The sequence below is a fragment of the Shewanella aegiceratis genome, assembly GCF_019457495.1.
Lineage (GTDB): Bacteria > Pseudomonadota > Gammaproteobacteria > Enterobacterales > Shewanellaceae > Shewanella > Shewanella loihica.
In genome coordinates, this window is sequence record NZ_CP080416.1 from 4442442 (window position 1) to 4462232 (window position 19791).

The window sequence follows — 19791 nt, forward strand, 5'->3', positions numbered from 1 at the left end:
GCCATCGGGTGGCCCTACAAGGAGCATGCTATGGATAAGCAACAAGTGATTATGATCGTCATGTTGGTCTTGGTGGTCGCCACCAGCCTCAGCGAACTCTATAAATACCGCCTCAGGCAAGAGAGACGCCGCCCTACACGGGGCGACACGGATGAGATGAGCCGCCTGAGACAGGAAAACCAGCGACTGGCCGAGCGCGTCAGCGTGCTGGAGCGTATCGTCACCGATAGCGACTACCAGCTGAAACAGGAGTTTGCCGAGCTCAATCGCGGTGCTTAGGCTTGGGTCTTGGCTTAACTTAGCCTCGTTTAGATCCAGCACTAGGTAAGGCGCCCAGCAATACCATAAGATCTTTAGGGTTTTTCACTTGTGCCGCAGGCGGCAAATGGTTTTATAATGGCGGACTAAGACAAATCGCTGTAAAAATCTTATATTCGAGACGATATGACCATAATATCCGCCATCAAACACACTTTCGTTGGCCTGTTTGCCCTGGCCAGCCTTTCGGGTTGTGCCAGCGCACTGTGCGACGCCCAGACCGACCACGCCACCAATCCGCTGCAGCGGGAGAATAACCGCCTGGAATGCCAGCGTCAGGTGATGAACGCCATGGACGAGCATGAACGCAAGAAGAGAAAAGAGAGTGATGCCCAGTTAAAGGCCTATCTGGACAAACACCTCAAAGACACCCACTAACTTAAGACGGGCGCCCTAAGCGCCCGCCTCTAGCTTACTGCTAACAGCCTTAATAAACAGCCATATACAAACGCCCGAAAGCGACTAACCTCAACAGCAGCTGTGGGTATTAAATTTTTGCCGATAGGCCCTGGGAGAGAGGCTGGTCAACTGAATGAACAGCTTGCGAAAGGAGCTGACATCTTCATAGCCGACCCGCTCGACTATCTGCTCCAGCGCCAACTCAGTGGTCTCCAGCAGCCGCTTGGCCTCATCGACCCGCAGACGCTGCATGTAACTGGCGGGCGTCTCGTTGAGGGCCTTCTTGAAGCGGCGGATCAGGGTGCGCTTACCCAGGGCAAACTTCTGCGCTATCTCATCGAGCAACCAGTTTTGATCTAGATTGGACTGCATCCACTGCTGAATCTTGCTCACCACCTCATCTTGATGCTGCTCAGGAGTGATCGCCATGGTCATGAAGGGCTGCTGAGAGATGCGGTTAGGATCTATGAGCAGAATCTTGGCCATCTGCTGCGCCAGCGCCTCACCCGCCAGCAAGCCCACCAGATGCAGTGCTAGACTCAGGTTAGAGGTAGTCGCCCCGGCGGTGTGAAACTGACCATCTGACACCACCAAAGAGTCCATACAGAGATTGACCCTAGCGAAGTTACGCTCAAACATCTGCGACAGCCACCAGACTGTGGTGGCCCGCCTGTTATCCAGCAGCCCAGAGGCCGCCAGCATCAGGGTACCCGAGCAGTAGGCGGCGATGGGCTTGCCCGTCTCGGCATAAGCTTTTAACGGCCCAAGCAGGGGCGCAAAGTCCTGGGAGTATGCCATAAACTCCGCCTTGTTAGTCACGAAGGCGGAGGCCAGCACCACGGCATCGGCCGCCTCTAGCTGCGCCGCATCGCTTAGCCCCATGGCCGCGAGTTGAAAGCCCTGGTTAGTGGTGATCGCCTGGCCGTCGCCAGAGACAATGTGGCAGTGAAACAGATCTTGGGTCGCCTCAGGATGCAGCCTGCGATAGAGGGCATTGGTAAAGCTGAACACATCGATCAGCCCCACTATGCCACCGGCCACCACATTGCCCGCCGCCAGTATCATGATTGTCTTCATCTCTGCCCCCCTCATCAACACGCAACCTGTCACTTATCACCCTTATTTTGTCAATAATGACACTTTTTAGCCGTTTGTCGAGTTTTTATACTGACCCCATTGCAGATTTAACGAGAAAGTGAAGGAGTAAGTTGATGAACACACGGACACTACACCTGATGTTGAGCCTGAGTTACCTGGGCGTGAGCTGGACCTTGCTGCTGTGGCTGCACTTTACCACCCAGCCCAATCTCTTCGCCCATTTCATCGCCATCCCTAGCCTGCTGCTGTTTAGTGCCTACAGCGCCCACCAGATCATCCGCAAGGGCGTCTGATATTAAGGCCATGGACATAAAAAAGCCCGGCATAAGCCGGGCCTTTCCTTGAGTCGACGGGGCGAAACAGCTTATTTCGCCTTAGGTCTGAAGGGCTTGATCACCGCCTCGTCACACTCCAGATAAGGCCCTTCCATCAGATCGATGCAGTAAGGGATCGCCGGGAACACGGCATCCAGACACTCGCGGATCGACTTAGGCTTACCGGGCAGGTTGACGATCAGACTGTCGCCACGCAGGCCGGCGGTTTGACGGGACAGAATGGCAGTAGGCACAAACTTGAGCGACTCGGCGCGCATCAACTCACCAAAGCCCGGCATCATGCGATCGCACACCGCCTCGGTCGCCTCTGGGGTCACGTCACGCTTGGCCGGCCCTGTGCCACCCGTGGTGACGATGAGGCAACAATCTTGCTGATCGGCCATCTTAATCAGGGTCTGCTCGATAATTGGCTGCTCATCGGGAATGACTTCGTAGACAGGTTCCCACTCTGAGGTGAGGTATTCGCCCAAGACCTCGATGATCGCCTTACCGGAAATATCTTCATACACGCCGGCGCTGGCGCGATCACTGACTGTGACTATGCCTATCTTTGCTTTTGCCATTCCACTTTATCCTTTAGATGTTTGGGTCGTGCGCGGCGCCAAGCGCCCCGCCAGGGTTGCGCCCTAAAATAACATATTTTGCCGATCGCTAAAGTGGCCCAAAAGAGATAAAAGTGGGACAGAGGTCGAATATTAGCGACCTAAGGTGAGCCAAACAGGAAAACCGCCGTGCTGATCAGTGACAGCAGGCCAGGGTATCTTCGAGCAGCTCGAGAAAGGCCTCGCGACCGGCGAGCACCGCCTGCAGATCGCCGCGGCGGGCATCTGCCTCCAGCTGGCGAGCAAGCTCCACCAGCGCCGTCATGCTGAGATTACTGGCAGCACCCTTGATGGCGTGGACGCTGGAGCGAATGGCAGTGCAATCGGCGGCCGCTATCCCCTCGATAAAGGCCTGCCTGTGATCCTGCATCTCCTCGACAAACACCTGCAACACCTCATCCAGCAGCGCCTCATCCCCAGACATGAGCGCCAGGGCGCTGTCGCGATCGAACAGCTGACTCTCGGCTTCAACCTGCGTGGGCAGTGCCTCTACATCCGGGTCATGGCCCAGGGCCGCCTCATAATTTTGCTGGCTCAGAGAGAACCAGCGATAGAGACACTCCTTCAGGACGCTAAGCACCAGCGGCTTGGTCAGGTAGTCATCCATCCCCGCCCGTATGCAGTGCTCCCTGTCACCCTTCATGGCATTGGCCGTCAGGGCGATGATGGGCAGGGCACAGAACTGGCTGCCCCCCAGCCCCTCGCGAATCGCCGCCGTCGCCTGAAAGCCATCCATCTCGGGCATTAGGCAATCCATCAGGATCAGCTGATAGGGATTCCCCTGCAGCGCCGACAGCAGCGCCAGCGCCTCACGGCCATTGCTGGCGACATCGGCCTCCACCCCCAGCTGGTGCAACATGCCGAGGGCCACCATCTGATTGACCTTGTTATCTTCCACCAGCAACACCTTGGGCTTGTCCGGCATGCTGGGTTCCGCTATCGGCTCTATGACAGGCTCGATCATATCCTCATCGGCCCGATCAGACAGGGCGCGGATCAGCTGGCGGATATTCAGGGGTCTGCCCAGATGTGGCACCCTGGCATCCTGTTTCTCGAACTCTGTCTGCTGCCAATAGGAGAGCAGCGGCAGGACTCTGGTATTTGGGCGATCTACCTGCTGCTCCACCAGTTCACGCCAGGCATTTAACTCCTCGACAAAGGCCTCCCGCCGCGGGGCGAAGCTGTAGATGATCACATCCGTCTCGGGGATGGCATCCTCCTCTTCCAGGTAGCTCACCCTGGCGCCCCAGCTAGTGAGCAGCTCGCCCAGCATGCGCTCAAACGCGCCCAGCTGCCCCGTGAGGGTAATCCGCTCGGGCGATAGACCAGCGCGCCAATCTATCATCTTGTCGCTGTCGGCCAGCTGCTGAGTCAGGGTAAAGCTGAAGATGCTACCCACCTCCTGCTGACTCCTGACCTTGATCTCTCCCTGCATCAGCTCGCACAGGCGCTTGGCGATGGAGAGCCCCAGCCCGGTGCCGCCGAACATGCGGGTGGTGGAGCTATCGACCTGTATGAAGGGGTTAAACAACATGGCCAGCTTCTCTTTGGCTATGCCTATGCCGGTATCTTCCACCTCGCAGGAAAGCAGCACCTCGCCCGACTCGCTCAGGCGGTTCGAGAGCCGCAGTGCGATCCAGCCCTCCTCGGTAAACTTGATGGCATTGCCTACCAGATTCACCAAGATCTGACGCAGACGGCTGGGGTCGCCGACCACGTAGCGATACTGCAGCTGGGTGATATCCACAAACAGCGGCAGGTGACGCTCCTCCAGCTTGAGGGACACGGACTGGACGAAGAGATCCAACAGCTCCACCAGGTCAAACTCGATCGCCTCTATCTCGAACTTGCCCGACTCTATCTTGGAGAAATCCAGAATATCGTTGAGCAGCGACAGCAGGGAGTCGGCGCTGGCCGAGGCCACGTCTACATAACGCTTCTGCATCGGCGACAGCTGGGTCTCCCCCAGCAGCCCCAGAATGCCGATGACACCATTCATCGGGGTGCGGATCTCATGACTCATACAGGCGAGAAAATCCTCCTTGGTCTTGGCGGCGACCTCGGCCTTCTCCCGCGCCTCCGACAGCGCCCAGTTACTAAACTCCATCTCCTGGGCGTAGGTTTCTATCTTGCGCTCGTTGAGCTTCATCCGGGTCAGGTCTTCGACACAGATGAAGTAGCCCTCCACCAGACCATCGTCACCCACGTCCGGCACATAGGTGATATGGAAGAACCTGGGGGCCTGATCCGCATCTATGGTCTCCGCCTCAAACACCTGCTTGTTGCCCGCCAGCACACCTTGCTGATAGGGCTTTATCAGCTGGTAGACATCCGCGGGCTGAACCGCCTCCACCGTCTGATCCAGCACCTCCTCTTCGGTCTTACCGAGCCACTGCAGATAGTGTTGGTTGATGAAACGATAGCGGCTCTGGGCGTCCACATAGGCCAGCTGAATCGGGATCACGTTGGTGATGTTGTCGATATAGCGCCGGGACTTTTGCAGCTCTAGCTGCTTCTGATTACGGGCGCTGACCGCCTCGTTGTAGCTGTTAACCAACACGCCAAACTCATCGTCGCTGTCCAGGCGTATGGTCTTCTGGCCGCCGAAGGCCTCTATCTGACGCCGGATACGGCGAATGGGATCCAGCAGCACCCTGTGCTGCACATAGAGGTTAACCGTAAGCAATATGGCAAAGCCCAGCAGCAGGAAGCTCACATAGTGGATCAGCTCCTCGAGACTATAGGCCTCGATCTCCTTAGCATCGTACCTGACATAGAGCACATAGGCCCGAAGGCGCTGCAACTCGGGGGAGATCAGATACACCTGTTGCACCTGATGCACTATGCTGCCCTGGCGCCAGACCTCCTTGGAACTCTGTTTATCGCTGACCAGCCTGACCATCTCCGCCAGTTCCGGGGCCAGGCTGGTCGACAGCGGACTGCCGAGATACTGCCCCAGGTTATCGGCCACTATCTGTTTCTCGCGGGGATCGAACAGCACCAGACGCTTGATGCTCCCCTGAGCCGCCAGGCCGTTGACCACCCTGCGCATGTTGCTGAAGTCTGTGCTGGCCTCCAGGGCGAGTCGCAGCGACACAGACACTTGGGCTATCTCATAATCGACCTGATACTGGGTGCGCTCGGTCATCTCTTCATAGTAATAGAGGGCGATAAAGCCTGAGATGATCAGGGCGCACACTAAGGTGGCCAGATTCAGCTTATAGACTATGCCTTGGGCAATCTTGTCCCGATAGTGACGCCACATAGGCTAAGGCGCCCGATAGAAGAGGTTGTCGACATGGCGGCAATCGGACTCGATCGCCTCTATCTTGACCAGGGTCTCGCAGACGCTGTAGCCCAGCTGAATCAGCTTGTCGTTCTGGGCAAACAGCTTGCGTTGATCCTCGCCACTCAGCAGCTTGAGATCCGCCAGCGCGCCCTTGAAGTCAGCTACCTGAAGCCCTTCACGCTTGGCCATGATGGCCATCGCTTCCTCGGGATCCTGCTGCATATAGTCCATCGCCAGCTGCCAGGCCTGGCGGATCTGCTCCACCAGTTGTGGATGCTCGGCCAGGACGCTGGAGGAAATAGACAGGGTATCTAACACCTCCTCTGGGATCTCCTTGGTGGAGAACAGCTGACGATAGGCGCCGCTGGACTGTATCTCCACCGAATAGGGCGGATAGGTCACCATGGCGGCAATCTTGCCTATGGCCAGGGCGCTCACCGCCGCCCCCTGCTCCACATTGATCACCTTCACATCGTCTATGTGCATCTTGTGCTGCCTGAGGGCCCGCTCCAGCACGAAGATCCCTAAGGAGCTGACCTCGCAGCCAATAGTTTCGCCCCTGAGCGCCTGCATATTCTCGAACGCGTCGGGCGCGATAATCACGTCGCCACCGTCAGAGTAGTCCGCCAACAAGACGACCTTAATCGGCTTGCCCCCCAGAGGCGCCACCTGAATCGCCTCTATCATGGTACTGGCAAAGCCATCCACATAGCCGGTTAAGTAGGCCCGCTGGGCATCGGAGAGGGTCGACACCTGCACCAGCTCGATATTGGCGCCCACCTGCTGAAAGAACCCCTTCTGCTTGGCCAGATAGAGGAGTTCGTAGCCGGGCCAGGGGTTCATGGCGATGGTAATAGGTTCTTCGACCTTCTTAGGCCCGCAGCCGAGCAGAAATAGGGCGAGTAACGACAGCAATAGCCCAGAAATGATTCCCTTAATCATTTGTTATTCTTCCTTAATCATGTTCTACCGTCAGATAGGCGCCATCCTGATAACAGACAACACAGTTGCGCCCATCGGCCTTAGCCTTGTACACGGCCTCGTCAGCCAACACCAAGAGGTGAGAGAGCTCGGCGTTCTGGGGATTGGCGGTCACCACGCCGAAGCTGCCCGTCACCTCCAGCCCCATGGGGTTGAGGCGTGCCAGTTGCTGACGCACATCTTCTGTCTTCTCTCTGGCGATATCCAGGCCGCACTCCATCAGGATGACAAACTCCTCGCCGCCCATGCGCGCCACCACATCTTCCTTGCGAAAGCAGTCCTGCAACAGCTTGGCCACCGCCTGCAGCACGAGATCGCCGATATGGTGGCCATTGAAGTCATTGATCTTCTTGAAGTGATCCAGATCCAGCATCACGATGGAGAGCTCCTGCTGGTGCCGCACCATGGCGGAGAGGCTCTGGGCGGCGCGCTCGGCGAGAAAATGACGGTTGTAGAGACCGGTAAGCTGGTCATGCAGCGCCATGAATTTAAGCTTGTCGCTATGCTGCTTGAGTTGGATATGGGTACTGACCCGGGCGCGTACAATCGCCGGACGGATCGGCTTGGTGATATAGTCCACCGCGCCTATCTCCAGCCCCTTCTGCTCGTCTTCGTCCGAGTCTTTGGCGGTCACGAAGATGATGGGGATCTCAGCGGTCTCAGGATCGGCCTTCAGCTGACGACACACCTGATAGCCGTCCATGCCGGGCATCAGCACATCCAGCAAGATGATGTCGGGTTTCTGCTTGGCGACCCTGAGGCACTCCTCGCCACTATCGGCGGTCCAAACCTGAAACATCTCCTTCAGACACTGCCTCATGATCAGCACATTGGTCTTCACATCATCAACCACCAGCACTACAGATTGTTCTTCCATGCAATCCCCTAATCAGCCATGAGCAATTAGCCGCAATGTTTCAAATGGATAGAGATATTTTTAAGTGTAGCAGAAAGGATTTTTTCATCCGTAAATCCCATCATTAACATCACAGATGTCAGGGCAGATGGCAAGCGGGTTTGCTCCAGGGCGATTGAGGCCAAGATGGAGAGAGCAAAGGCACAAAATGAAAAAGGGCCAACAGGCCCTTTTTTTAAATCATGAATGCTTAGAAGCGGTAGGTTAAGCCGATAACCGACTTGGTTTCCCACTTAGTCGCGTCATTGGCATAAGGCACGGCCAGCTCGCCTGAATCTTCACGGCCCACCTTGACATAGGCAGCCAGGTTGTCGATGAACTCATAGCCGGCAACGGCGAATACGTTGCGGGTATTTGAGTTAACACCTTCGAAACGATCACGTGTGTATGACGCCTCGACACCGGCGAATAGGCCGCTATCGAACTGGTAACCAGTACCCACCTCGGCGCGATACTCTTTAACGGTTGAATCTACTATCACTTCGGCACCATTGCCTGTGATATCCATAGGCGTTGCACCATAGACCTTGATGCGGTCTTTGCGCATTGCACGGCCTTCGGCATAGACATAGAAGTTATCGAAATTAGTCTGTACACGCAGACCACCGCCGAATGAACCGTCGTTGAAACGCTTGTCTTCATATTGGGTCTCAACTGACGCAAACGGGATCACAGACACGGCGCCGAAGTTGAAATCATAGCCAATTCTGGCTTCCAGGTTAGTCGACTTGTCTTGAGTGGTGTGCTCAGCCTCTACCTTACCGGTAAAGCCGTTTAGCACGTCGGCGTTAGCCGCACCGGCAGATAACGCAAGTAATGTAGCAACAACAATAGCTGACTTTTTCATGTATATTCCCCATATCTATATTTTGATGAATGTCTCTCACGAGCATCAAACCTTGGCTCGTCAGATGGGGGCCATTTTCCTTGCGACTTTCGCAAATATTGAATTAGAAACTATTCGATATTCAAATACATGAAAGACAGTCTTACGTGATGCCACACAAGCGCCAACGTAAACTAACCAAATAATTTCAACGTGTTATGCCAAACTAAAAATCTACGATGCAATTTTAAGCAGAGTTCAAAAACGGACGAACAACACTTTCTTAAGGAGGGATCTGTCAGCTTAGGTTCAGGAAACCCACGCCATTTCAGCTAAAACTTATCCTTCTGCGCCTTAAAAATCTCAGCCGCCTCCCCCCATATTTCTATTAAACAGCGACTTAATGGCAGGCAAACTGCTCGTCATCTGACGCTCGGCCGAACTTTCATGGCAGAAAATGAAGCGCTTGGGGCGTTAAATTAATGAGCTTAATGAGAGAAATGAGCAAAGCCCTAACGACAAACAGCCTTGGCTCCTAAAAAGCTTTCGGCGGAAATAAACCTTCGGCAGATATAAATCAAGGCAAATATAAACCAAGGCAAAACGGCTAAGGGGAGTGATTAGCAAAGATGGTCGGCAAAGAAGGTTAGTCTGAGACTAAGTTAATCTGAGACTAAGTTAATCAGAGCCTTAGTTAGAAACCTGATGAACGGAGATAGCGGCGCGACGAGTACGCAGAAACACAGGGAGGCAGAGGAAATGAATGCAGCAGGGTTAAGCACCAAGAGACTCGAGGCGCTCACCCTGCCACCAGGGGTTATCTTTCACACTCGTCGACGCGAGAATGGTAAGGATCGTCATCGGCAAGACAGAGTCTGTCGGCCTGAAGTTGACGCTGCTTCTGCTCCGCCTGCTCGGCCTTCTTCTGCGCCTCGAACTTAGCCAGGCGCTCGTCCAGCGCACGCTCGATAACATCGTGATTGAGCTCGATGCAGTCATAGTCGCCGGCGGCACATTCCCACTCGGCGCGCACGGGTTGGCTGGCAATAATCGACAGCATAAGCGCGACCATCAGGCTGCCCAGCACGCCCACCAGCTTAGAGCGACGCTGCTTGAGTAGGGGCAACTCGGGCAATAGAAACTGCTCTACGCCGCCGACGGGTTCACACACTTTATTTAAATTGGCCATAGAAATTACCTCTTGTGCTAATCAAAAATGACTTACCAGGCCCCACCGACCTGTAAATACAGGGTCCACTCCTCTGGCCCCTTGGCGATATCCATCCCGGTGCGCAGCCCCAGTTGGCGCGCCATCAGGTAACGAAAGCCCACCCCCTGGGCCTTGAGCCAGGAGCTATCGGAAAAACGCTCGTCTGCCATCATCGCCTTACCGGCGCCGGCAAAGCCCAGCAGGGTCCAGCGATCGTCGAGGTCATAACTCACCTCGACCTCTCCCAAGGCGGTATCATCCCCCTGATAACGCATCGCCGGCATGCCGCGCATGTCCAGGTAAGGCAAGGCGTAGAAGGGGGCATCGCCCGAGAGCGACTTGGCATCCAGACGCATGTTGACGCCCCACTTGGCATTCAGCCTGTGATAGGCATGCAGGAAGGCGCTGTCGGTGCGATAGTCAAAGTCGCCGCCGAGTCGTTTGTCGTGCTGGGTGCTCTTCAGCCGCGCCTTGATACCGCTGCGGGGCGAGAAATGGTTGTCTGTGCTGTCGTAGGTGAGCTTGACCCCCAGGGCACCATCGCTATCGACCATGGCGCTCTCCTGGTTGAGCGGATGCTCGCCGCCCAGGTCGAACTCGGCCTCGGAGCGGGTATAGCTGTATTCGCCGCCGAGGAAGAAGTTGCTCTGTCCCAGGCGTACATCGATATCTTGAAACAGGTGCCAGCCTTGCAGCGAGAAACCCATGGCCGGGGCGTCGATACCCGTGTAGGCCTTGAGCTTGAGATCGGCGGCGAAGATGCCGCCCAGATATCGCACCCTGTCTTCCAGCCAGTTACCCGAATGAAACAAGCCACCCAGCTTGGTACCGTTATTGGTGCCGGCGGCCACCACGCCCGTAACGCTCGGCGGGATCTCGGCCACGGCCAAGGGGTCTTCGAGCCGCTTCTGCCTTTGCGACTCGGACTCATGGAAGAACAGCAGGGCGGCGCCGCCGCCCACCCCTACCGCAGGCTCGGTGATCAGAATCGGCACAGGCATGAAGCCGTGGGCGTTATTGAGGATCCACTGACTGGCATCGACACGGCCATCGGTGGGATCCTTAAACTGATCGGTGAAACCTGCCTGACTGGCACCGGCTAGAAGGCTCAGGCTGAGTACTAAAAGGCGGGGGTAGCAGGGGGTTGCCATAATCTTCTGCCTCGGAAGTTGGGATGACCTTAGCGAGAAACCCTTTCGTCGCTAAGGTCTATGCGGGAAGCGCATTCTGTTAATAACCGTTGATGATGGCGTCATCTATGATCGCATCTTCGATGTAAGCGTCTTCGATCTCTTGCTCTATGATGGCGTCTTCAATGTCTTCGAGGTCACGCTTGCAGCGCTCGCGTTTCACCTCGCCTTCCACCAGGCCGTCGATCGCACCAATGGCACCACCGATGGCCGCACCACGCTTGGCGCCTTCACCACCGTCGGCGATGGCACCCGCGGCGGTGCCTATGAGGCCACCTTCGATGGCACCGGCCACCACATCGCCCAGGGTGTCGTCACAGTAATCGGCCATGGCGAAACCAGAAGCCGCACTCAGGGATAAAGCGAGTAACAAGGGTTTGATTTTCATCTTATGCTCCGAATCATGCTGTTAATGTCCAGGTCATGATAAGAGCAAAAAGCGAATAGCTTTAGTTAGCTATCATTCGATTTTGTAATAGGTTGGTAGGAATGCGCCAAGCGCGAGGCCTTAGCCCCGCGACGCGTAGAAAAATTTCTCGTAGAGGTAGGTGTAGCAGTAGTTGAAGACCAGATAGAAGACCACGAAGCCGATATCCAGCCAGAAGGCCTGCCATAGTGAGATGGACAGATAGGCCGCCATGATAGGCACAGAGATAAACAGCAGCCCCAGCTCAAACAACAGGCTGTGCCAGACTCTGTCTGCCATGGATTTCACCATGGTCGACTTGAAGTAGAGCATGGCTCTGTCGAACAGCAGGTTATAGCCATAGTTCCAGGCCGCGGCAATCAGCGACATGCCTATGGCCAGGGCCAACAAGGCACGAGAATCGACCGAGGTCAGCCAGGCACCCAGAGGCACGGCTAACACCATGGCCCCCAGCTCGAACCCTACTAGATACCTGATGCGATCGAATCTCGTCTTATGTTGCATGATAACCCCCTGCGCCAACTTGGCAGCAGAATAAAGTGTTCTCCAACCGGCAACGCCGTCAGCCAAAACATTGATACGCCGGCGGAGAACATAAACCTTAAGCCGTCACTTCAGTCGCCTCGGGTGAGCGTCTTAGCTCACGCAGGCGTTGCAGTGCGATGAAACAGATTGGCACCAGAAGACAGCCGATCACTGTGGCAATCAACATGCCGCCGAAGCTGGCAATACCTAGGGCGTTACGGCTGGCTGAGCCCGCCCCCGAGGCTATAACCAGAGGCACTACCCCCAGGATGAAGGAGAAGGCCGTCATCAATACCGCTCGCAGGCGCAGGGCAATCGCCTGCTTTGCCGCCTCCATGATGGAGAGCCCCTTCTCTTCACGCAGCACCTTGGCAAACTCGACAATCAGAATCGCGTTGCGACTCGCCATACCGATAAGCAGTACCAGGCCCACCTGGGTGTAGAGGTTGATACTGCCACCTGCCAGGGCGGTGAAGCCCAGGGCACCAAACAGCGCCGTCGGTACACAGAGGATAATCGCCAGTGGGATCATCCAGCTCTCGTACTGCGCCACCAGGAAGAGGTAGGTGAACAGCAGCGCCAGGGCGAAAAGGATAGGCGCCGAATCGCCCGCCTGTAGCTCCTGATAGGTCATGCCGGTCCACTCGTAGGCGTAGCCCTGTGGCAGGCTGGTGTCGGCAATCTGCTCCATGGCGGCGATGGCCTCACCCGAGCTGTAACCGTCGGCCGGAATCGCAATCACCTGCGCCGTGTTGTACAGGTTGTAGCGGGCGGTGTTGTCCGAGCCCACCAGCGGCTTGTAGGCGGCAAAGCTCGACAGCTTGACCATCTCGCCAGACAGGGCGCGTACATAGATCTGCTCCAGGTCTTTCTCTTGCGAGCGGTAAGATTGCTCCGCCTGCAGGTTCACCTGATAGTTCTTACCGAACTTAGTGAAATCATTGACATACATATTGCCCATCATGGCAGACAGCGTGCTGTTGACCTCGTTAAGATCGACGCCCAGCGCCATCGCCTTGGCTCTGTCCACATCCAGATAGAGCTGTGGCACGTTGGCACTATAGGTGGTGAAGGCCATGGCGATCTCGTCGGCATCGTTGAGCGCCGCCAGATAACCATCCAGCGCGGGCGCCATCTGTTCGACGCTGCGACCGCTGAGATCTTCAACCTGCAGGGTCAGACCGCCGGCATTACCCAGGCCGGGAATGGCTGGCATAGAAAACGCCATGCCGGTGACATCTTTGTTCTGATCGATAATCGCCTGTACCTGGGCCACCAGCGCAAACTCTGAGGTTTCTGCCGTCTGACGCTCGCTCCAGTCGTCCAGCACCACGATCATCATGCCAGAGTTAGACGATGAGGCGCCCTTGAGCAGGCTATAGCCCTTGGCGGCCACCACATGCTTGACCCCTTCGAGGGCACTGACCTCGCTGATCATCTCATCGACCATCTTGTCGGTTCTGTCCAGCGCCGAGGCTTCCGGTAGGTTCATGTCCACCATGAATGAGCCCTGATCTTCCGCTGGGATGAAGCCCTTAGGCATGTTGTCGCCCAGCAACACGATGGCGCCCATCAGCAGGGCCAGCAGCGCACCCGATAGCATTAGACGCTTACCGAAGAAGCCTACCGACGAGACATAACCATTGGTCAGCCTGTTGATGAATTGATTGAACCAGGCCAATGGGCCACGTGTCTTTGGCGCCTCGTGGCGCATCAGTGCGGCGCACAGGGCTGGTGTCAGGGTGAGGGCGACCACCGTCGAGATCACTGTCGATACCGAGATGGTCACACCAAACTGTTGATACATCTGGCCCACCAGGCCAGGGGCGAAGGAGACTGGCCCGAATACCGCCAGCAGCACCAATGCCGAGGCGATAAGGGGGGCTGTCACCTCTTTCATCGCCTTGGAGGTCGCCGCCTTGCTGTCGAGATGCTCCTCGCTCATCAGGCGTTCGACGTTCTCTATCACCACGATAGCCGCATCCACCACCACACCGATAGCCAAGATCAGGCCGAACATGGAGATGGTGTTGATATCTATCCCCATGGCCGCCATCACCACGAAGGTGCCGATGAGCGAGACGGGAATGGCGATCGAGGGGATCAGGGTCGCGCGCCAGCTCTGCAGGAAGAGGAAGGTCACGACAACTACCAGGCCGATGGCGATATAGAGGGTCTCGAACACCTCATCCATAGACACCTCGATAAAGGTGGTGGAGTCGTAGCTGATCACATGCTCCATATCGGCAGGGAAACGCTGACTGAGACGCTTCATCTCGGCGCGTACCCCTTCGGCAACCTCGAGGGCGTTGGCACCCGGCGCCTGGTAGATGGCCAGGATAGGGCTCTCATTCTTGCCGTAGGTAGCCATGGCAGAGTATTGCTCCGCCGCTAGCTCGACACGGGCCACGTCTTTCAGTGTGATGAAACCGGCCTGGTTGTCGGCGCGCAGTATGATGTTTTCAAACTCCTCGACATCCACCAGGCGGCCCTTGGTCTGAATCGTGTATTGGAACACCTGATTACCGGATGAAGGACGCTCGCCCAGCTTACCGGCTGCAACCGTGGTGTTTTGTGCGCTGATGGCTGCGGCCACATCGTTGGCGGTGATCGCCTTGGCGGCCATCTTCTCTGGGTTGAGCCAGACGCGCATCGAGTAGTTCTGCTCACCGATCACCTGCACCTTGCCCACACCTTTCACCCTCAGCAGGGCGTCTTTGATGTTGAGCGAGGCATAGTTAGACAGGTAGAGGTTGTCATGGCTGCCGTTGGGCGAGTAGGTGTTGACCGTCATCAAGATGGAGTTTGCCACCTTCTCGACCGTCACCCCCTGACGCTTAACCTCTTCGGGCAACTTGGCCATCGCCTTGTTGACCCGGTTCTGCACCAGCACCTGGGCCTTGTCGGGATCTGTGCCAATGGCAAAGGTCACATAGGCCAGGTAGGTGTTATCGTTGTTCGACTTGGACTCGATATAGATCATGTCCTCGACGCCGTTGATCTCCTGTTCGATCACCGAGGCGACCGTGTTGCGTATGGTGTTATGGTCGGCACCTGGGAACACGGCAAACACCTCGATAGAGGGCGGCACTATGCTGGGAAATTGCGATACTGGCATTCTTGCCAGACTGAGTAAGCCGGCCAAGGTCAGCACAATCGAGAGTACGATGGCGAACTTGGGGCGATTAATGAAGAAATCGGCCATGAGTTGTTACCCCTTCTTCGCTAGGGCGACAGGCTGCTGCACGTCGACTTCGACGCCGGCACGCACCGACTGTAGACCGCTGAGTATCACGCGCTCACCGGCTTGCAGGCCATCCTGCACTATCCAGGTATTGGCCTGACGCAGACCCAGTTTGACGTAACGGGCCTCGACCACATTGTCCTGGTTGACGGTCAACACGTAGCGACCGCCCTGATCTTCCTGCACCACGGCTTGAGGCACCACCAGCTGTTGCTGGGCCACCTGCTCGCGCGAGGACACGGAGACGAATTGGCCTGGCACCAGCAGGCCTTCTGGATTGGGGAAGGTCACGCGAAAACGGATAGAACCGCTGCGGCTGTCCACATGGTTGTCGATGAAGTCGACCTCACCCTTATGGTTGTACAGGGTGCCATTGGCCAGGGTCAGCGCCATCTCGGGAGACGCTATCTCCTCGCCCGCCTGCACGCGCTTCTGCAGATCGTTGAGATACTGCTTCTCGTCCAGCTTGATGTCCACATGCATGGCGTCGCTGCTCACCAGTGTGGTGAGTGGCTCGGCATCTGGGCCAACCAGGGCGCCGACACTCACGCGGCTGTCGCTCATGATGCCGTTAAAAGGCGCGTAAATATGGGTGTTTTCCAGATCCAGCTGAGCATAGTTGAGCTCAGCCTTGGCGCTCTGCACCTCGGCCTTCATGCCGAGTAGCTCGGCCTCAATCTGCTCGACCTCCAGGCTGCTCAGGGCATCTTGCGTCAGCAGCGCCTGGGCCTTCTCATGTTTCTTCGCCTGTAGCATCATCTGCGCCGTCTTCTGCGCCAGGTTAGCCTCTAGGCGGGCGACCTCGGCCTGAAACGGCTTAGGGTCGATCTCGAACAGCAGATCCCCCTTCTTAACGTGGGCGCCATCGGTATAGACCTGGCTGATCAGGTAACCGGAGATCTTTGGCAAGATCTCCACCTGATCGACCGCCTGGGTCTTACCCATGAACTGTTCGGTGAGTTGGATCAGCTGAGGTTGCATAACCTGAACTGTGACCTTAGGTTGTTCGGTGAACTCCCCGTCGACTTCGGCTTGCTGCGAACAGGCAGCGAGTAGAATTGGAAGGGAAATCGCGATAATTTTGGCTGACGTACCCATAATGACCTCTTCTCAAGCATCGACACTCATGTGCCACAAACGATTAAATTGCGACCACTATACAGAGGAGTTTTTAATACTTTTAACTAGGTATTATTAGGTTATCGAATGGATATCAGACGGGTGTTTGGCGGAGATGAAAGCGCCAATCTATTCGAAATATAGATGGTTATTAATTAACCGCGGCAACATTGTTAATAGATAATGGCCTCACCAACAGCAACACGTTATATCGAGGTTATCATGTTTAGCAAAAATACCAGCCTGGGCAAGATGGATCAGTTCATGACAGTGATCACCGCCGGCGCCATCATCAGCTTATTTGTGGTTTACGAATCGTTATTCGGCCAGGACCTGGCCATTCAGCAAGTGGTGATCGAGCTGCTGAGACACTAATACCCTGTCTCAGCTGCCATGCCTCTGCCATTCGCGTGGATGATTAGCGCTTGAGTAGATCGATGAAGAAGCTCTTCGCCGGGCCCAGCTGCGCGGTCGACTTCCACAGCAGATCCACTGTGATCAGGCCGGTCTCCTTCTCGATGACAGGCTTAAAGGTTGAGAGCGTGCCTATGGCCGCCTTCTCTTCATACATGCTCAAGGGAATGATCCCCCAGCCGATACCCTGTTCCACCAGGCGTATCATGTCATCCAGATCTGACGCCTCCCAGGTTTCCTGAGACACGCGCCCAAGCTTGGCCAGATACTCGTTTTGCAACATGCTGGAGCAGACGATCTGCCGCTCGTTGATCAACATCTCGCTGTCTACCGCCTCCAGATCCGCAAACTTATAGTCTGGGCTACAGATACACACCCACTCGATACGTGCAATTCCGATAAAATCCAGATTCTCAGGCACCGCCTCGGACATGATGTTAAAGCCGACATCGACCTCATCGGCTTCGATCGCCCGATTGAGCTGGTTGCCTGTGAGCTTCACCAGTTTGACCCGGGTAAAGGGAAACTTCTCCGCCATCTTCTCCAGCGCCGAGTCGAACACTGACATGGGCACCAGAGGGTCGGCGCCGATAACCAGCTGATCTTCGACCGCCTCGATCACCCCCTTGGCATAACTCTCCATACGAGTCGCCTGGCGCATAAGCGCCTTGGCCTGATGATAGAGTCGTTCGCCCTGCTCGGTGAGCTGAGGATACTTGGTGCTGCGGTCAAACAGCTCGACCCCAAGATCCAGCTCGAGGTTATTCACCCCTATGCTGACTGAGCTCTGGCTCTTGCCTATGTGTCGGGCGGCGGCCGAAAAGGATCCTTTCTCTACGGCGGCAATAAATGCGTTGAGTTGTTCTAGATTTAACATTTGCGACCTATTCGATTACAAGATACTTACTAACTCTAGTGATTAAAGCTCATCGGAGATACTAACGCCAGTACATTTTACAACCAAGACTAGAGATCAAGACTATGAGCAAATTAATCGCAAAAACCTCAATCATAGCAGTCGCCACCAGTGCCCTGCTGTCACTAAACGCTATGGCCGCCGAGGCGCCAGCCGAAGAGAAGGTCAACTATGGTGACCCAACCGCCAGCTTCACCACTGTGGGCGTGTCCACCAGCAAAGATGTTGACCAGATCTCCGGCATGATGGGCGTTGGCAGCAACATCTATCAGTTAGATCTGAACCGCGACAAGAATACCGGCGACTTCAGCGGCCGTGGCCGTTACTTCCACGTCACCGACGGCCTGGGCTACTCTGTGGATGTGATTGGCGATGCCAACACCCAGACCATCTTGGGCGGCATGATCTACAAGTTCCAGCTTAACGACAACGTCTCTATCTTCCCAATGCTGAGTGTGGGTGGCACCCAGACCAAGCGTCCGCTGGAAAATGACAAGTATGACCGTAGCAGCCTGGTACAGGCGGGCGTCTACGCCATGTATGGTTTCGACGCGGGTCACTGGGTCTATGCCAACCCTAAGAGCACCTACCATGTGAAGAACGAATCCTTCATCAATCAGGTCGAAGTAGGTGGAGGCCTGATGGTAACCGACAACATCTCCATCGGCGCCAAGGTAGAGTACACGGCTCCCTTCGACACCCCACAGGGCCGCATGAAGGAAGACACAGTCACCTGGTTACAGGCCAACTACTACTTCTAAGTCGAAACGAAACAGCCACCTAATGAGGTGGCTGTTTCTTTAAGCGTTGGAAATCTTGCCAACTATTGCTGCTTGAGCCGACTGTTGTTGTAGATGGCGGGCATGATCAGCAGCAGGGTGATCAGTAGGAAGATCACCAGCTCGAACAGCACCCACTCCTTGAGCAGCACAGCCGGGGCCAGCGCGGCGCCGATAGACTGGGCCGCCACCGCCAGACGAATGGCATGCCCCTCGGGGTCCGCCTCAGAGATCACCCCCATGAAGAAGGGCAGCAGGAAATTCCACATAAACATGAAACAGCTCACCGCCACGAAGTAGACCAGAGGATCCCGGGTCGAGAATAAGAGCACGATGGCGATGCTTTGCCCCAGCACCCCGAAGGTGATCACCCGCTGACGATTGCCATATTTGGCCAACAGCGAGGCGCTCACAGCGCCGAGCAGGCTAAACAGGGTACCGGTCGCCAGTATCACCCCCTGATCGATCTCGCTGATACCTATACGGGTCGCCACCACGCTCAGCATGGACCATGCCCCCACGTTTGCCAACATGATCATCAGGATGGCAAACAGCGCGGTATAGAGAAACACCTTACCCGTCTTCACTCCTTTGATAACCGGCATCTGCTGCGCCCGGGTATCCACCGGCAACAGCACCATCAGCAGACAGAAGCCCGCCACCAGCACCAGCAGGCCATCGAATCCCCCCTGTAGCCTCAGCTGAGGGTAGAGGAGAAACAACAGACCACTGTAGAGCATCTGCATGGCGATCGCCCGGCCGAAGGCGGCATCGGGCAGCTTGTCGTGGGACAGGGTATCGAAGCAGCGCACGATCAAGATGCCGGCAAAGAAACCTGCGGCGAAACGTAAGACCACGAACCACTCCACCGCGCTGCAGAGCGCACTGCCAAGGTGTGCGAGTGCCAGGGCCAGAAAGACACCGCGCTCCGAAATGAAGTTGATTCGCTGCCAGAAGAAGCAGCAGATAGAGGCCAGCGAGAAGCCAACCAGTTCTATGGTCACCACATAGGTGAGCGCCAGCACTGGCTCGGCGAACTGACGGGAAATCACATCGAAATAGATGGGCAATAACAGGAAGACGCTAGACGCCACCGACATCTTAACGCCGGCATACAGACTAAAGCCCCCTCTGGATGTAGACAATACCCGCTCTCCTCAGCCAAAACGACCATGACCTCTAGTTAAGTTTATTCATGATCTC

General features: G+C 56.0%; 19 protein-coding genes. 5 read left to right on the top strand and 14 right to left on the bottom strand.

The features are described 5' to 3' along the window. The first annotated feature begins 30 nt into the window (after positions 1 to 30). Together K0H80_RS19365 and K0H80_RS19370 are read left to right on the top strand one after the other, a co-directional pair. A complete protein-coding gene (locus tag K0H80_RS19365; protein WP_220072667.1) occupies positions 31 to 279 on the top strand; it encodes an ELKS/Rab6-interacting/CAST family protein in 249 nt (82 codons plus the stop codon). A 165-nt stretch (positions 280 to 444) separates the two neighbouring features. Further along, the gene (locus tag K0H80_RS19370; RefSeq protein ID WP_011867578.1) at positions 445 to 696 is read left to right on the top strand and encodes a hypothetical protein; all 252 of its coding nucleotides are present in this window, start codon (positions 445 to 447) and stop codon (positions 694 to 696) included. A gap of 90 nt (positions 697 to 786) precedes the next feature. Here K0H80_RS19370 and K0H80_RS19375 read toward each other — a convergent pair whose 3' ends face one another. Then, on the bottom strand, positions 787 to 1794 hold the full coding sequence (locus tag K0H80_RS19375; RefSeq protein ID WP_220072668.1) for a GlxA family transcriptional regulator: 1008 nt from the start codon (positions 1792 to 1794) through the stop codon (positions 787 to 789). 134 nt (positions 1795 to 1928) lie between these two features. Here K0H80_RS19375 and K0H80_RS19380 point away from each other — a divergent pair, with 134 nt between their 5' ends. Beyond that, positions 1929 to 2108: a hypothetical protein gene (locus K0H80_RS19380; RefSeq protein ID WP_011867580.1), complete on the top strand. Its 180-nt coding sequence runs from the start codon at positions 1929 to 1931 to the stop codon at positions 2106 to 2108. Between the two features lie 71 nt (positions 2109 to 2179). On the opposite strand, the gene mog is transcribed toward K0H80_RS19380, so the two are convergent. From mog to K0H80_RS19435, 11 genes are all read right to left on the bottom strand, one after another. Then, positions 2180 to 2713, bottom strand: coding sequence for a molybdopterin adenylyltransferase (gene mog / locus K0H80_RS19385; protein WP_011867581.1), 534 nt, complete (start codon positions 2711 to 2713; stop codon positions 2180 to 2182). 175 nt (positions 2714 to 2888) lie between these two features. Continuing rightward, entirely contained in the window at positions 2889 to 6017 is a 3129-nt protein-coding gene (locus tag K0H80_RS19390; protein WP_220072669.1) for a hybrid sensor histidine kinase/response regulator, read from the bottom strand. A 3-nt stretch (positions 6018 to 6020) separates the two neighbouring features. Continuing rightward, positions 6021 to 6983, bottom strand: coding sequence for an ABC transporter substrate-binding protein (locus K0H80_RS19395; RefSeq protein ID WP_220072670.1), 963 nt, complete (start codon positions 6981 to 6983; stop codon positions 6021 to 6023). A 13-nt stretch (positions 6984 to 6996) separates the two neighbouring features. Further along, complete coding sequence (locus K0H80_RS19400) at positions 6997 to 7899, bottom strand: diguanylate cyclase (RefSeq protein WP_220072671.1); 903 nt, start codon at positions 7897 to 7899, stop codon at positions 6997 to 6999. Positions 7900 to 8128: 229 nt separating this feature from the next. Beyond that, complete coding sequence (locus K0H80_RS19405) at positions 8129 to 8785, bottom strand: porin family protein (RefSeq protein WP_220072672.1); 657 nt, start codon at positions 8783 to 8785, stop codon at positions 8129 to 8131. Between the two features lie 796 nt (positions 8786 to 9581). Continuing rightward, complete coding sequence (locus K0H80_RS19410) at positions 9582 to 9953, bottom strand: hypothetical protein (RefSeq protein ID WP_220043757.1); 372 nt, start codon at positions 9951 to 9953, stop codon at positions 9582 to 9584. 32 nt (positions 9954 to 9985) lie between these two features. Next, the gene (locus K0H80_RS19415) at positions 9986 to 11125 is read right to left on the bottom strand and encodes a BamA/TamA family outer membrane protein (RefSeq protein WP_220072673.1); all 1140 of its coding nucleotides are present in this window, start codon (positions 11123 to 11125) and stop codon (positions 9986 to 9988) included. Between the two features lie 79 nt (positions 11126 to 11204). Continuing rightward, on the bottom strand, positions 11205 to 11552 hold the full coding sequence (locus K0H80_RS19420) for a hypothetical protein (protein WP_144204099.1): 348 nt from the start codon (positions 11550 to 11552) through the stop codon (positions 11205 to 11207). 120 nt (positions 11553 to 11672) lie between these two features. Continuing rightward, on the bottom strand, positions 11673 to 12095 hold the full coding sequence (locus K0H80_RS19425) for a PACE efflux transporter (RefSeq protein ID WP_011867589.1): 423 nt from the start codon (positions 12093 to 12095) through the stop codon (positions 11673 to 11675). 97 nt (positions 12096 to 12192) lie between these two features. After that, positions 12193 to 15321, bottom strand: a complete 3129-nt coding sequence (locus K0H80_RS19430) for an efflux RND transporter permease subunit (RefSeq protein ID WP_220072674.1) — start codon at positions 15319 to 15321, stop codon at positions 12193 to 12195. A gap of 6 nt (positions 15322 to 15327) precedes the next feature. Further along, entirely contained in the window at positions 15328 to 16458 is a 1131-nt protein-coding gene (locus K0H80_RS19435; RefSeq protein ID WP_011867591.1) for an efflux RND transporter periplasmic adaptor subunit, read from the bottom strand. A 243-nt stretch (positions 16459 to 16701) separates the two neighbouring features. Here K0H80_RS19435 and K0H80_RS19440 point away from each other — a divergent pair, with 243 nt between their 5' ends. Then, positions 16702 to 16854, top strand: coding sequence for a hypothetical protein (locus K0H80_RS19440; protein WP_190272401.1), 153 nt, complete (start codon positions 16702 to 16704; stop codon positions 16852 to 16854). Positions 16855 to 16897: 43 nt separating this feature from the next. On the opposite strand, the gene K0H80_RS19445 is transcribed toward K0H80_RS19440, so the two are convergent. Next, on the bottom strand, positions 16898 to 17770 hold the full coding sequence (locus tag K0H80_RS19445) for a LysR family transcriptional regulator (RefSeq protein WP_220043762.1): 873 nt from the start codon (positions 17768 to 17770) through the stop codon (positions 16898 to 16900). A 104-nt stretch (positions 17771 to 17874) separates the two neighbouring features. On the opposite strand from K0H80_RS19445, the gene K0H80_RS19450 reads away from it, so the two are divergent. Beyond that, positions 17875 to 18570, top strand: a complete 696-nt coding sequence (locus K0H80_RS19450; RefSeq protein WP_220043763.1) for a hypothetical protein — start codon at positions 17875 to 17877, stop codon at positions 18568 to 18570. A gap of 62 nt (positions 18571 to 18632) precedes the next feature. On the opposite strand, the gene K0H80_RS19455 is transcribed toward K0H80_RS19450, so the two are convergent. Next, entirely contained in the window at positions 18633 to 19733 is a 1101-nt protein-coding gene (locus K0H80_RS19455) for an MFS transporter (RefSeq protein ID WP_220072675.1), read from the bottom strand. Positions 19734 to 19791: the final 58 nt, after the last annotated feature.